This window comes from Calothrix sp. PCC 6303, from assembly GCF_000317435.1.
Classification (GTDB): Bacteria; Cyanobacteriota; Cyanobacteriia; order Cyanobacteriales; family Nostocaceae; genus PCC-6303.
On the sequence record NC_019751.1, the window covers coordinates 5,333,623 to 5,348,602 of the forward strand.

13 protein-coding genes and 1 pseudogene are annotated in these 14,980 nt (G+C 38.3%); 9 read left to right on the top strand and 5 right to left on the bottom strand.

Translation table 11 applies throughout. The features are described 5' to 3' along the window. Positions 1 to 55 precede the first annotated feature (55 nt). The 5 genes and pseudogenes from cax to CAL6303_RS21630 all read left to right on the top strand — a co-directional run bounded on the left by cax (position 56) and on the right by CAL6303_RS21630 (position 5,629). The gene (gene cax / locus CAL6303_RS21610; RefSeq protein WP_015199959.1) at positions 56 to 1,144 is read left to right on the top strand and encodes a calcium/proton exchanger; all 1,089 of its coding nucleotides are present in this window, start codon (positions 56 to 58) and stop codon (positions 1,142 to 1,144) included. A 1,023-nt stretch (positions 1,145 to 2,167) separates the two neighbouring features. Further along, a complete protein-coding gene (locus CAL6303_RS21615) occupies positions 2,168 to 2,992 on the top strand; it encodes a peptidoglycan-binding domain-containing protein (protein WP_238993725.1) in 825 nt (274 codons plus the stop codon). A 71-nt stretch (positions 2,993 to 3,063) separates the two neighbouring features. Continuing rightward, positions 3,064 to 3,417, top strand: a complete 354-nt coding sequence (locus tag CAL6303_RS21620) for a phage holin family protein (RefSeq protein WP_015199961.1) — start codon at positions 3,064 to 3,066, stop codon at positions 3,415 to 3,417. A gap of 320 nt (positions 3,418 to 3,737) precedes the next feature. Continuing rightward, positions 3,738 to 4,226: pseudogene (locus tag CAL6303_RS21625) on the top strand (DUF1345 domain-containing protein). Positions 4,227 to 4,288: 62 nt separating this feature from the next. Further along, positions 4,289 to 5,629, top strand: coding sequence for an IS4 family transposase (locus CAL6303_RS21630; protein ID WP_015198005.1), 1,341 nt, complete (start codon positions 4,289 to 4,291; stop codon positions 5,627 to 5,629). Between the two features lie 106 nt (positions 5,630 to 5,735). Here the strand turns inward: CAL6303_RS21630 and CAL6303_RS21635 are convergent, their stop codons facing one another. Beyond that, positions 5,736 to 7,073, bottom strand: a complete 1,338-nt coding sequence (locus CAL6303_RS21635) for an ABC transporter substrate-binding protein (protein WP_015199962.1) — start codon at positions 7,071 to 7,073, stop codon at positions 5,736 to 5,738. A 342-nt stretch (positions 7,074 to 7,415) separates the two neighbouring features. Between CAL6303_RS21635 and CAL6303_RS21640 the strand changes: the two genes are divergently transcribed. Then, a complete protein-coding gene (locus CAL6303_RS21640) occupies positions 7,416 to 8,438 on the top strand; it encodes a tRNA-dihydrouridine synthase family protein (protein WP_015199963.1) in 1,023 nt (340 codons plus the stop codon). A 247-nt stretch (positions 8,439 to 8,685) separates the two neighbouring features. Beyond that, positions 8,686 to 8,838: a hypothetical protein gene (locus CAL6303_RS30865; RefSeq protein WP_015199964.1), complete on the top strand. Its 153-nt coding sequence runs from the start codon at positions 8,686 to 8,688 to the stop codon at positions 8,836 to 8,838. A gap of 330 nt (positions 8,839 to 9,168) precedes the next feature. Here the strand turns inward: CAL6303_RS30865 and CAL6303_RS21645 are convergent, their stop codons facing one another. Next, positions 9,169 to 10,461, bottom strand: a complete 1,293-nt coding sequence (locus CAL6303_RS21645; RefSeq protein WP_015199965.1) for a cation:proton antiporter — start codon at positions 10,459 to 10,461, stop codon at positions 9,169 to 9,171. A gap of 327 nt (positions 10,462 to 10,788) precedes the next feature. Beyond that, positions 10,789 to 11,400: a hypothetical protein gene (locus tag CAL6303_RS21650; protein ID WP_015199967.1), complete on the bottom strand. Its 612-nt coding sequence runs from the start codon at positions 11,398 to 11,400 to the stop codon at positions 10,789 to 10,791. 643 nt (positions 11,401 to 12,043) lie between these two features. On the opposite strand from CAL6303_RS21650, the gene CAL6303_RS21655 reads away from it, so the two are divergent. Continuing rightward, positions 12,044 to 12,439 carry a hypothetical protein gene (locus CAL6303_RS21655; RefSeq protein WP_015199969.1) on the top strand — a complete coding sequence of 132 codons (396 nt, stop codon included), beginning with the start codon at positions 12,044 to 12,046 and terminating at the stop codon, positions 12,437 to 12,439. Between the two features lie 416 nt (positions 12,440 to 12,855). On the opposite strand, the gene CAL6303_RS21660 is transcribed toward CAL6303_RS21655, so the two are convergent. Next, positions 12,856 to 13,557 carry a diacylglycerol/polyprenol kinase family protein gene (locus CAL6303_RS21660; protein WP_015199970.1) on the bottom strand — a complete coding sequence of 234 codons (702 nt, stop codon included), beginning with the start codon at positions 13,555 to 13,557 and terminating at the stop codon, positions 12,856 to 12,858. A gap of 78 nt (positions 13,558 to 13,635) precedes the next feature. On the opposite strand from CAL6303_RS21660, the gene yidD reads away from it, so the two are divergent. Further along, complete coding sequence (gene yidD / locus CAL6303_RS21665; RefSeq protein WP_015199971.1) at positions 13,636 to 13,908, top strand: membrane protein insertion efficiency factor YidD; 273 nt, start codon at positions 13,636 to 13,638, stop codon at positions 13,906 to 13,908. 35 nt (positions 13,909 to 13,943) lie between these two features. On the opposite strand, the gene CAL6303_RS21670 is transcribed toward yidD, so the two are convergent. Continuing rightward, positions 13,944 to 14,630, bottom strand: coding sequence for a Mo-dependent nitrogenase C-terminal domain-containing protein (locus CAL6303_RS21670; RefSeq protein ID WP_015199972.1), 687 nt, complete (start codon positions 14,628 to 14,630; stop codon positions 13,944 to 13,946). Between the last annotated feature and the right edge of the window lie 350 nt (positions 14,631 to 14,980).

Here is a 14,980-nt window from a genome sequence, read left to right on the forward strand (position 1 = left end):
GTAGGCTTAAGTCCGACTCCTGTTTGTAACTTGTGGTGTTGAGTATAGGTGAAAAATGTCAGTAAAGAATATTATATTTCTCGTACTATTGCTGTTTATTCCGGTTTCTTTAGCCGCGCATTTCCTGGAATGGGGAGAATTGGTAGTTTTCATCACCGCAGCATTGGCAATTCTGCCATTAGCGGGTTGGATGGGTACCGCTACAGAGGAAATTGCTGTGGTACTAGGTCCAGCAATGGGGGGTTTATTAAATGCTACATTTGGTAACGCCACAGAGTTAATTATTGCCTTGGTTGCTTTGCGGGCAGGATTGGTAAGTGTAGTTAAGGCTAGTATCACAGGTTCAATTATTGGCAACCTATTACTAGTGATGGGTTTGTCGATGCTACTGGGGGGAATTCGCTACAAAGAACAAACCTTCCAACCGATTGTAGCCCGTGTCAATGCCGCATCAATGAATTTGGCTGTGATTGCAATTTTGCTACCAACGGCAATGAATTATACTTCTCAAGGTATTGATGAGGTGACGATTCAACGGCTTTCTGTGGCGGTTGCCGTGGTATTAATTATTGTCTATGCTTTGACTCTAGTGTTTTCGATGAAAACCCACGCTTACTTATATGATGTTGGGGTTGCAGAAACTGAAGATGAAGACCCGGAGACTCCCCAACATAAACCTAATGTTTGGCTATGGTCTGGGATACTTTTGGTATGTACGCTGCTGGTGGCTGTGGAATCGGAAATGCTGGTGGATTCTTTGGAAGTTGCCACGTCCCAATTGGGTTTAACTGCATTATTCACAGGTGTGATTCTCGTTCCCATCATTGGTAATGCTGCTGAACATGCGACTGCTGTAACTGTGGCAATGAAAAATAAGATGGATTTGTCGGTTTCGGTGGCAGTGGGATCAAGTATGCAAATTGCCCTATTTGTCGCACCAGTTTTGGTGATTGCCGGGTGGATTTTTGGACAACCAATGGATTTAGATTTTAATCCCTTTGAATTGGTGGCTGTAACCGTATCGGTTTTAATTGCCAATACTATCAGTTCTGATGGTAAATCTAATTGGTTGGAAGGAACTCTGTTATTGGCAGCTTATATTGTGCTGGGTTTTGCTTTCTACTTCCACCCTGTAATCGCTTAAATCAGTTAAGTAGCCATCATGAACTGCGTACACCAGAACACATGAAAATGGGATAATTGGAAGTGCATAGTGTTCCACAGAGGTCGAACTCAGCTGGTGCGTAATAGCCTGTTAAGTAGCCAGATCAAGATATCCGCTTTTTCCCAGTAACTACTGCACCGTCAAAAGAAAGCACGAAAGTCAGATTATGACTCATGGGTATCAACGGAACACTGTGCTTTATCTCTAAATATTGGGCGAGTTACTTAAGGCATGGATGAATCCATCAAAAAACAAGTGTTTAATCAATTTTTCACCACCAAAGCAGTAGGTAAAGGTACTGCATTAGGATTAGCTATCAAATTTCGCTAACCACGATCAAGGTATAATGACGTGCTTATCGAACCCTAATATCGGTACAGAATTCTGGATTCAAATTCCTTTGAAACAATTAAACTAATCTCATAATCATTAATCATCTGAAACTCTTGTAGGCACATAGCAATGCTACCTGTGTAGATTTTTTACGCAAATATTTACCATGACTATATTGCAATACGATTAAGTTAAAGATTTTTGGTATTAATTTCGCCATGTAGGAACGCGTAGCTTGCTACTTAATAGAAGCCGCTATACCGCCTAATTTCGAGTCTCTATAGAGGATTTCGGGCTTAACTGAACCGTATCCACTATATTGTCCTTCTAGTGACTAATTCGCTTCCAACAGTATTTGATGGAACATTTTCGTCTGTAAACAATCAGTACCAATGACTGTACAATTTAAATGTGTTTTAGGTTACTGAATCATGGGAACAGGAACCTAATTGAGATAGATATGGGGGTTGTATAGTCTGTTCCATAATTTAGTTTGTTTGTGTCTATCGACTGAGTTGTCGCGTTAGCGAGAGCAATTGTACTATTAGCTTGAGATATTCGGGGGCAAAATTTATGAACTACAAAATCAAGTCAGGCAAAATAAGCTACTTAAAGTCATTTAGTCTCTTGCCAAAAAGTTCTGTGAGGAAATTTCAGAGCTTAATTATATTGACATCAACACCCCTACTTTTGGCTACTCCATCCGTAGCAGAAACAACATCTACACAACAAATCGCTCAAGTTATTTCTACTGGTTCTATCAAACGTCCTAACTTAGCACCTGGTAGTCAAGGAGAATCTGTTTCCGAGTTACAGGCAGCTTTGAAGTTTTTAGGCTTTTACGATGGTGCTGTTGATGGTATTTACAGCGATGCTACCGCTGCTGGTGTTTCTAAATTTAAGCAAGCAGCTGGTTTAAAAGTAGATAATACTGTTGATGCTGCAACTTGGCAACGCTTATTTCCTGGTGAAGCAACAATTGTTAATGCTAACTCTGGATTAACATCACCAACACCATTTCCAAGTCCAACTCAAACAACTAGAAACCAACAAAGCAGAAATTCAGAAGTAGCAGTAAAACCTGTAACATCGAATCAGAAAAAAACTCCCCAACCGATGGAAACTGTTCGTCCCGTTACAACTAATCGAAATCAACAGAAAACTGGTTCTGCCCAGAATTCAACATCAAATCGTTCTCGACAAACTGCATCATCATCCACAAACCGTACCTCGAAAACAACCTTTACACCAAAACCTGGTATTCAATATACTGTTGGCGGAATGCCGATTTTAAGAATTGGAATGCGCGGTTCTGAAGTTACTCAAGCACAGCAACATTTAAAAAGACTTGGTTATTTAGCAGCTAATCCTGATGGTGATTTTGGGACTGAAACTGAAGTTGCTGTCAAAGCTTTACAAAAGCGCTTTGGTTTAGAAGCTGATGGCATTGTTGGTGGAGAAACTTGGGAGTTGCTGACAAGACGGCGGAAATAAGTAAGAATAAAACCATAGAACTTCATGTGAGTTTTACCTTGCTTCATCTCACTTTCTAGTAGTTTTACAAGATGAAACACTTTTTACTGACTTTGTTAGGGACTGCGATCGCACTAATTATCACAGCCAATATTGTACCAGGTTTAACTGTGAAGAGTTTTGTGGCAGCATTGGTTGCAGCAATAGTAATTGGATTTGTAAATGCTTTTGTTCGTCCTATTTTGAGCTTTTTTACTTTTCCAATTACTTTTTTCACTTTTGGTCTATTTACATTTGTAATCAATGCTTTGATGTTGATATTAGCAAGTAAATTAACTCCTGGTTATGGCTTTATTGTCAGAGATTTTGGTGCGGCTTTTATCGGTTCAATTGTCTTATCGATTGTTTCCAGTGTGATCAATTATTTTGTTCGGGCAGTAGATTAAGCCTTGAATAATTAATTACTCATCTAATCTAGTTATGTAGGTTAGGGAATTCTCCACTAGATGCTTCAAGTTGATATACTTGCAATGCACTGAATTCCCGACCTGCAAAGCTTCTTAGTCGCCGCTATCGGTAATAAAATCAAATAATTCGGTGATAAGTGTCACACAAAACACATTTTTTTAAAACTTTTGACTCGAGACATCGATTATTAATTTCTACAATTTTAGCAATGATATCATTGATATCATTGCCTTCCTGGTTATATGTATCCACACGGCTATTATGTGTTTGGAATATCGGGAATATTCATTTTTTGGCGTTGACTTGGTGGACAATGCTTCAAGCTACACCACGAAAAATGCGAAATAAGGCTCAACGTCAATATGAGGGACGAATTGCAGTATTTAGCATAATTATTGCGGCAGCATGTGCCAGCATTTTAGCTATTGTATTTATTCTGAATAATAAGAAAGATGTTCCTATTCTTATTTCCTATTTTCATATTTTGCTGGCGTTTATCACCATCTTTTCCTCATGGCTATTAGTACATACAACATTTACAATGCAATACGCATATACTTACTATCAGGATAGTCTAATTGATGTACATAAAAATGCTGGCGGTCTAAGTTTTCCAAATGAGGACAACCCAAATTATTGGGATTTTTTGTATTTCTCATTTGGAATCTGAATGACAAGCCAAGTGTCAGATGTGCAAGCTACATCGCGGCAAATGCGTAAATTAACTTTATTACATAGTATTTTACAATACCTTCGCCAAAGTAAGAGGATGAAGAGGAAGAGGTAGGGCGTTTCGTAGTAGAGTTATTGTCTCTCACAACGACAACTCAAAAACCACTATGTGCGCCCATGTTTGACATTTTATCATTGTTACAGTGCTTCCTGCCGCAGATAAATGCTACAACGATGAAGCAATTGAACCAAATAATCTTGGCAATGTTAGCGATGAGCGGGCGAGTCACTATGTTGGGAATTTCTCGTTGGACAGGTAGTGGTGGTAGTTATCGGACGATGTTGAGATTTTTTCATACGGTAATCCCTTGGGCGACATTGTTTTGGCTATTTTTCCGCAAGCATTTGTTCCGTGCAAATGAGGTTTATTTGCTTGCAGGAGATGAAGTTGTAGTAAGTAAATCTGGGAAAAAAACTTATGGGTTGGATAGATTCTTTTCCAGCCTAGTAAGTAAGCCAATATCAGGGCTATCTTTCTTTACATTATCATTAGTAAGTGTTGAACAAAGGCACTCATTTCCGATTCAAATAGAACAGGTAATAAAGAACGATATAGAAAAAAGTAGTGTATCGCCAAGACCAGAAATAAAAGCCAAAGAAAAACGTGGACGTGGACGACCAAAAGGGAGTAAAAATAAAAACAAGACCGAAGTAATTCTCACATCTGAATTACTCAGAATTAAGAAGATGATTAATGAGCTAGTCAAGCTGGTAGCTAACTTTATCCCACTGACTTACTTAGTCTTAGATGGTCATTTTGGAAACAATAATGCTTTGCAGATGGCTCGACAGGTCAACTTACATATAATTTCCAAGTTACGCCACGATTCAGCATTATACATACCTTACCAAAATCCTGACCCTAATCATCGTTCACGCCGTAAATACGGAGATAAACTAGACTGGCGTAATATTTCTGATGAATATTTGCGTCAAAGTAGTATCGAAGAGGATATCCAAACCGATAGTTACCAAGCTACTTTACTGCACAAAGAATTTGCCCAGTCCCTGAATGTAGTTATTTTGGTGAAAACAAATCTGAAAACTAATGCTCGCAGTCACGTAATTCTGTTTTCTAGTGACCTAAAGTTGTCATCTGAGAAAATAATTGACTACTACAAACTACGCTTTCAGATCGAGTTTAACTTCCGTGATGCCAAGCAATTTTGGGGATTGGAAGACTTTATGAACATCGGTCAAACTGCGGTGACTAATGCTGCTAATCTAGCATTCTTTATGGTTAATTTATCTCATCATCTTCTCGCTGATTTCCGCATCCTGAATCCTGACTCCGGCATTATTGATCTTAAGGCTCATTATCGTGGCTTTCGATATGTCCATGAGATCTTAAAAATGCTTCCAGAAATCCCTGAGCCTATTTTATTAACCCGGATTTTTGCCAAGCTTACTTCTTTAGGGCGTATTCATCACGTTTCTACGGGCGTTGAATCCTCTTAATTTGGCAGAGGTATTGATTTTATCTTTCTTTTTCAATACAACTATTTTGGCTTTAAGTATTAATTTAATTGCATCATTAATTCAGGTACAAAATTAGTGATTAAACTCAGTTTTTAAAAATTAAATCTAGACGTTTTTGCAATTCATTTAATGCTTGCTCAGGTGTTGATTTACCCATAATTACAGATTCAATTGCTCGTCCTAAGTTATCAGAAATGCGGTTGTAACCGGGAAAAACTGGACGACTGCGACCAAATTTGGCTTGATTGAGAAAAACTTTCACTGCTGGTTGTTTATTGGCAAATTCGAGATATTTGGGACTTTGGCGCGATTTGATGTTGATGGGTAAATAGCCTGTTCCTAATGCCAATTCGGTTTGAAAATCTTCGCTGATGACATATTTAGCAAATTCAAATGCGGCTTTTTGGCGTTCTGGCGTAGTTTTTAATACATACAAGTTTTCTCCACCAATAACTGTTGCTGGACGTTTACTAACTGGTATGGGGAAAACATCAAAATCTTTACCGCTGGCTTGAAATTCTCCTAAAGTCCAGGGTCCTGTAAGTTGCATTGCTACCTTTCCATTTAGTAAAGCATCTGTTTCATAACCACGTTCTAAGCCTGATAAAATGGCAGAACCATCATCTAATAAATTACGCCAAAGTTTCAAGGCAGCGATCGCACTCTGATTATTTCCCAGTTGTACCGCTTCTGGCTGTTGTGTTTTTCCTTGAACTAATTCACCTCCAGCACTCCACAAAAATGGTAGCCAAGTAAATACCGTAAATTCTCCTTTACCAAGGGGTAGCACCATTCCATACTGGTCGATTTTGCCATCACCATTGGTATCCTTAGTTAGTTTTTTGGCAACTTTTCTCAAGTCTTCCCAGGTTTGAGGCAATTCAGTAATTCCCGCAGCCTTAAATAAACTAGGGCGATAAAATACACCGACATTATTAGTTGCAAATGGAACTGCCCAAATTTTCCCTTTGTATTCCAGCGCTGCAAACAAAGCTGGATCAATTTCATCTTTAAGAGGGGTCGTTTCTAAATACTCATCCAAAGCTACCAATGCATCCAGTTCTACCAATTGTCCGGCAATGGTGGGAGAATACCATAATAAATCTGGGGATGCATTCCCAACTACCGCTGCCAATATTTTCGGCATTTGTTGATCTGCTTGTCCAACATATAGCGATTCAACTTGAATCTGGGGATGTGTTTGGTTGAATTTATCTACCAATTTTTGCAGCACATCACGGTTTGGAGGTGGATTAACCCCTTGCCAGAGAGTCAAACGGATAACTTGAGAATCATCTCGTGACGGTTGAATTTGGCATCCGCTGACAGTGAAGGTAAGGATAATCAGCAAAATAGCTAAATACCGATAGGCTATTTTTCTACAAATTATAATATTATTTTTAATAGAATAAAAAAAATGCATAAATTTACGAACTGTTAAAACATTTAAATTAGGCTTGTTTAAACTTTACAGCACTTTCAAAATAAATTTATGGCTTTTTTGGCAATCGTAAATTAGAAGATTTACCTCAACCATAATCGCCTATTTTGACTAGAATCTAAGGAAATATAACTGAATTTTACAGTGGTTTCAACCGTTGGCGAGTGTGAGATTACAGAAAATCTAGGGAATTCAAGACTTGTGTGTACACCGTAGCGCAAAGCATGGGAGCGAGACTGGGTGAGATGTTCAACGTCTAAACGATACGTTTTACCCCTACGATTTTTTGGTAAAGTTGTGCTTTGTCGAAGACTGTTCATCTTTATGTCCCAGGTATCGCTTCCTAAATCACTCAATCCATCCCTACCCCTGACTGCCCTTGCACCGATGCAGGATGTGACAAACCTCTGGTTTATGAAAGTCATTGCCCACTACGGGAGTCCTGACTACTTCTTTACCGAGTATTTTCGCGTCAATGATACCTCACGACTTAATCGTGACATTTTGGCATCAATTACTGAAAATGATACAGGTCGCCCTGTTTTTGCTCAAATGATTGGTGAAAGCATTCCCCACTTAGTTAGAACAGCAAAGGAACTCTGCCGTCATAATATCGCTGGGGTTGACTTGAATATGGGTTGTCCAGCACCGAGAATTTATCGTAAAAATGTTGGGGGTGGATTGTTACGAGAACCGGAAAAAGTGGATTGGATTTTGGGAGAATTACGCAATGCTGTGAGCGATCGCCCTTTGACTGTTAAGATGCGTGTGGGTTTTGAAAATACGGACACGTTTTACCAAATTCTAGATATAGTAAACCGCCATAAAATTGACTTACTAAGTTTGCATGGTCGCACCGTCAAAGATATGTACCACGGGACAGTAAAATATGATTTGATTGCGGAAGCGGTGAAACGAGTCAATTGTCCAGTGCTTGCCAATGGTAATATTAGCTCGGCGAAAACTGCCCTAGAAGTACTTTCGCAAACTGGTGCAGCGGGTGTGATGGTGGGACGTTGGGCAATAGGAAATCCTTGGTTATTTGAGCAAATTCGACAGGCTTTGCGGAAAGAAGCGATCGCGTCTGTTCCTCTAGCGGAGGTACGCAAGTATATTGATCGTTTATGGCAAACTCCCACAGCCTCAAATATGCCAGAGCGAGCGCGCGTAGGCTACCTTAAAATGTTCCTTAATTATATTGCTTTGTTAGTTGATCCTGAAGGTGATTTTCTGCGATTGATGCGACAAACCCAGACAGAGATGGAGTTATTTAGCCTTTGCGATCGCGTTCTTCTGGCAGATAGTACCAAAACTTTAGCCCTATCGCCTTATTTAAGCGATCGCTAGTTTTCTCAGATCCAATTTAAATCAAGCCTAAACTTTAAACTTTATCTGCTAGCAAAATCATTTGGTGTTAGTTTACAAAAATAGTCATCAATGAAAGTGAGTTATTCAATATAGTAAAAATAAGAAAACTTAAATAGCGAACTATTGCATGAAGTTTCAATATATTACCAAACTGAATCAAGCAATAAATCAGAAACTAAAGTATGAGTACAAGCGTAAAACCTAGTAAATTTAGAGGTTTAGCAGTATGGAAATTTCTAAAAAGATAGCTAATGCCACACGGTATGTTGTAGAAGCAGCAATGAGAGTTTTTAGCCCTACCGATGATAGATATCCTAACACGGGAGTTCAACCTTTTACAGGTACACCATACAAACATAGCAAGTCGAATCATTGGTAAAACAATATATAGGAATTCGATTAGATTTATTGTTGGCGTAGCCTGTGCTTTGCACTTAAAAATTTATACATAGGGTGTGTTATGGCTTTAGGCTAACGCAGCCTCTTTCGGTTTTTGGTGCGTTACACTTCGTGATAACACACCCTATTTGTGTTTCATAAATTTTAAATGTGTTTTAGCTTATTCTTCGTAAATCCCTTAAGACAACTCCACAAAAAAAGACGATCCAATATTGTGAGATAGGCATCTTGCCTGTTCTTGTATTAGTAGCAGGCAAGATGCCTGCACCACAATAAGTTTTGGGATATTTTCTTATTTGGAACTCTCTAATCAACTGCATTTGGTAAATGGTAAAGTTGTATTTTCATCCTTGCTAATTTTACTTTCATACCAATTCATCAACGGGGTTGAGGTAATTCCATGTATGATTACCGACATAACTATAGTTGTGTAAGTGATCCAGGCAATTTGTTCCCCAGCTTTCCCTTCCAAACCATGACCAAAAGCATAGGCTAGATAATATAAAGAACCAACACCACGAATACCAAACCAGCCTAATAATCCACGAGTTACTAAGTCCATTTTTCTATTACGTGAGTTTGGTAAGCGCTTACCGATTGTACTAATCCAAGCTCCTACAGGTCGAATTACTAATAACAAAAATACTATAACTACTAAAGATTGGTAAGCGTAATTTACCATAGGCTGAAATAATAATATCGTTCCCAATATTAATATTGTCCCAACTTCCGATAGTTTCTCAATTTGCTCCACAAATTCTAATTGTTGTAGTGCTTTATCACTATTGTTATAACTACGCTGTATAACTAATCCAGCAACAAACACCGCCAAAAATCCATAACCGTTAATAATTTCTGTTAATGAGTAAGTTATCAAAATTGTGCTGATCGCTACAAAATCCTCCATCGTCTCATCAACGCGACAACGTTTTTGAACTTTATTATCGAACCAAACTACTATTTTAGCAACGACAATTCCCATCACAATGCCAGCCGCGATAGCCCAAATTAAATCAATTGCAGCCCATTGTTTTAGCCAGTTATTCCAATTATCATCTTTTAAGGCATAAAGACCAAAATAAACAAAGGGAAAAGCTAGAGCATCATTTAAACCACCTTCAGAAGTTAAACCAAAGCGTAACTCATCTTGATCATTTATATTTGTTAGTTGTACCTCTGATGCCAAAACAGGGTCTGTTGGTGCTAAGATTGCACCTAATAAAATAGCTTCTCCCCAATTCATTCCTAAAAATAATTTGCCCACTACAGCTAGCGAAAAAATGGAAATGGGCATCAGAAATACAATTAATCGTTTCGTAATATCCCAGTACTTTAAGCTCAGTGGGCGACGAATTTTTAAGCCACAACTAAAGACAGAAATTATCACCACAAGTTCGGTGATTTTTTCTAGAAGTTCAGCATTAAATACTCCTTCTTGACGTAATTTAATCAGTCCTAATCCATAAGGTCCTACGAAAATACCTACAATTAGATAGATTAGGGCGAAAGACAGAGGTAAACGTGAAATAAAACCTGAAGCTAGTGTAACCAATAGTAAAAGTACACCAATGAAAAGAAGATCGAGGATATAGACATCTACCATGAAGATTTTGGGGATATAAGCTTTGTATCGCCAGTATAAAAGCGATAGCTTTGAATGATAAATACCTCATGGTAGATTTTTGCTGAGTATATGAATTAGCTTTATGAGTTAATGGGAACATCTAGTTTTGGCAAATAGCCCATCAGCCTACAAGCTTGGTTCTTTGTCAGTCTAGTAGAGTTCGGCGTAAATAAAACGACCATCATACTTTGGTAAAAAGCTTTGCTTGTAAGCTTTTCTACCTTCTGCCTTTTTACTTCTGCCTTCATGTACTAGCGATATATCTCCCCAGTAACTTCCCCCCGCACGCATAAATCCTACAGCTATTTACCGATGATCCCATTCAAATTCAGCTAAAAGTAGTAAGCATAGTGTCATCAACATCCCTGTAATTATGTAATGCCAACCACCAAAATAAGGGAGGAGAAAAATACACAAAAAATGTAGAATACTAGCAACCAGTAGAGTACGCGATCGCACAGCTAATCCAGTACATAAATAACCGAATGTACTCAAACCTAACCAAATAGGACACAAATTTAATAAAACATCCACCCAACCTAAAAAAACTGCTAAATCAGTTAACCCGATTCCCACCACCATCAATACAACCCAGCAGTAAAGTATCCAAGTAACCTTTCTGGTGTGTACCCATCTACTAGTCAATAGTACGGTCATCACTGTTCCAAAAGCACTAAGTGCAGACCACATTTGCGCTTGTAAACTCCAACTAACTGGTGTAAATTGTGCAGTCAAAAACATGGGAACTAAAAGTAAACCCCATAAGATGAAAGCTTGATCAACACGAGTGTAAGAACTGGAGTAAAATCGGAATTTGCCGATTTGCCAATTAACTTTTATCAGTCCATCCAAATCATTGATATCAAGAATTTCCTGTTTCCGACGCAAAGGCGGCACAGAATAATCAAAAAAACTCATTGTTATACTACGACTGTGAATAATTTTTGTTTTGAAAATGAGCAATTAAATTGTGATAATGAGTATATTTACTAATTACCAGTAGTTAAACTAAAATCGTTATTTAAATTATATATCCCTAAGCTGAACTAATAAAATATCAATTTAATTATCGGATATTGGACTCTCGACCTTAAGAAATTAAACTGGTAATTATTACCTACTAAATCTCGTCTATTTTGATAACCGTAGTTTTGCATCAAAACTTGAGGAGGCATAGCCAGCATTACGGGCTTATGCTAATCTCCAACAAGCGGCTTTTCTTTGATGCCTTAAGGCTTTACGCATCTACCTTACCTCCTTGTTTAAGGCATTTGAACTGCTTAAAAAACCCCGTGTTTGATTATGGACGAAGTTGAATCAGATAAAAAGCATCATTTATGACAATGTTACTAGACATAACTTTATTTCCGGTATTAAAACCTAAATAAATAATTAAAATTATAGTCAAAATAGGAGAGTGATTACTACTAACTATCTCTAGCATCTTAAGCGTGATAACCAATTCCTATAGACTCAAAAAATCAACTTTGATATTCACTTGAGTCTTCTAAGCGTAACTCTGTAAAACCAGCAGAAAACAAAAAATTAGGAGCGCCACGAGATGTTTTGGAAATTAGTAATTAGTGCTTTAGTATTGCCTGCATCTATTGGTTTGAGCAGTGCTACTGCTGAAGCTAGCACCAACACTGAAGTCTCACTTTTAGGTGAAACCCAAAATCACACCAGCCAAAATTTAGGAGTAGTAGAAGAATCTCCTCAACTAATTGCCACTTACTACAAAAAATGCTCCTACCAACATCGCAGGCACCATGGTGGACACCACCAAAACAGATACAGACATAATGGTGGACATCGTAAGCACCATGGTGGACATCACCAGAACAGATACAGACATAATGGTGGACATGGCGGACACGGCGGACATCACAACAACAACTATGGTGGTGGACATCACAACAACAACTACCAGAACCAAGGCTATTACAATAACTATTAGAATCTGAAAAATCTAGGAGTTAAGAGTTAAGCCTAGTACGTCAAGGCAAAAGGAAAAAATAAGATTTTCCAGACTTTGTTGCTTTTTTGGTGGTTGCCTCATTGATGCTGAAATGTACTAGTACAGCACAGCGGAAATAAACCTACCATCGTAACCAGACAAAAAGCTTGTTTTATGGGCTTTATTCCTTCTGCGTCTCCGCAGTCGCTACAACGGGGCGGCACGTTTGCGGGATCATCCGACTCAGCAAAGCTTCCTTGGGAACCTCCGCAACGCGCTGCTCTCTGCCTACTTACTTCTGCCTTTTTCTACTAGTTAATTCTTTCTCCTTTTTTTACCTAATTGAGGTGGCTTTTACTACTATCTCGTGATGATTGATTCAATAATTATCAATTTCAAAGCACAAAACAACTGATTTACCTTAATACCTGGTTGAGCCAAAAAGCTAACATAGCACTTCCTAAAGGAACAGTTAAATTATCAATTCCCAAAAAAGAAAGGGTTTCTAAAGCAGTAGCCACAATTGCCACAATTAAAGAAATTACCCAAACTTGCCATATATTTCCTTGTATACTAAATAAAATTAAGCTACTGATAACATAGCTAATTAAAGTCATACTTAAAGAGCCTTCCCAACTTTTTTGCCCGCCAAATAACTGATATTTGTGTTTGCCAAAGCGTCGCCCAATAATTGCTGCAAAACCATCACCCCATGCCATAATCAAAATTCCAAGGGCAGCATATTGGGGTTTATTTATATACCAGAAAAATCCGACTAAAACTCCAATACTAAAGGCATAAAAGAATGTTCCCAAACTTTTGCGCCCAACACTATTAATTCCTGGCAAGATAGGCAATCTGTAAGATATTAAAGTGATAATACTAGCGATCGCAGAAGCGATAATACCGAAAATTGCAGGTATATCCAGCCACCATGCTAGTAAAATCACATTACCAGTACCAATATGAACAATCTTCCTCACAATTTCGTGGTCAAATTTGTGAGAACGATACACTAACCAGGCAATTAACAGTACCAGCCCTAGCCAAGCTGTTGTACTCGTAATTTGGATCCATAAAGGATAGCTAGATTTAAAATCGGTAAGTAGACTAATCAATCGACTAATTCAAAATGTAACAATAGTTAGGTAGAAATTGATCTTTACTACCAATTTATCGGATATGTGCCACAAACTATGAAAATATTACTAATTTGGTTAATTCGCGGATATCGTTTATTTATCTCCCCCTTATTTCTTCCCACTTGCCGCTATCAACCCACTTGTTCTGCTTACGCGATAGAAGCTGTAGAGCGTTTTGGAGCTATCCGTGGTGGTTGGTTGGCGGTTTGTCGTATATTAAGGTGTCATCCCTTTCATCCTGGTGGTTATGATCCTGTGCCAGAAAGCTTAGTAAGCAAAGGAAAGTGTTCGTGTTGTGACGAGGAAGAAAAAGCTAACTTAACTTAAAAAACTTGTTTTGAACGGCAAAGTTTTAGGGTACTTCAGATATAAGGCGTTATGTCTTCACCACAACCATCTGCAAGATAGGAAAGGGCGCGAAAACGTAAGCCTACTAATTGTTCGTATATCGGATTTAGTTTACATAGCGGTGGAATATGGACAATTTTGCGTCCAAATAAAACGACATCACGCTCAAATGGACATTGGGAAGGAATCATTTTACATAAAAATCTGGCGACTCTAGGATCTTGAATATCTAGTCCATCGAGCCATTCCCGTAAAGGATGTAGTGCATCTAGCTGGGGCTTGGTGAGGGCAGTGGAGGAACTAATCGTTTGCAGTTTTGGTTCTTGTTCTGGGTGTTCTAGGGTATGACGCAGAGCTTCGAGAATGTTTTCTGGCTGTCCCAATGCTCTACAAAATTGGTGTAGCATATAGTCTTCGCTTTTGCTGTAGATTCCATCTGCGATGGCTACCATGACTGCTGTGCGTAAAAAGTTTTCGGCAATCGGTGTCCCAACCCCAAAAACTGTAGCTAATTCCTCTGGTGAAATGTCTTCAAGGGTTTCTAATTGAGTTCCTGGAGACAATTCCTGTTGAGTGATACTAGCGATTAATTGCTGCTCTTGGGAGTCAAAGTCCCCATCAGCCCAAGCAAGGGCTAGAAGTCCCCTCAGCCAAGCTGTAATTTGTTGACTAGTGTATGGTGATTGCACAGCATTTTTCATAAATCTTCACCTCAAATTTATTTAAGTCCATAGTACCTTAGGCGACTTGTTGCACTCTGTTTTCAGAAAACAGTCGTTATCCGTTCATTTGAAAACTATGCGACTAACCGAATGTACTTCTTTTATATATATTTCTTTACTAAATGAAAATAGTTGATAATAATTTTTAATTATTTTATACATAAAAATGGCATCTTCTCTAGATGAGTTACTTAACACCTTAGACATATTTGAAAAGATAGAATCTAAATATTTCCGGTAAGAGTGATTTCTTTAAAATTGACCACAGATGTTGAAAAATAGACTTTTAGAAGCAATTAGCCCAGTGCTGCGAAAGCTTTCAGCTACTA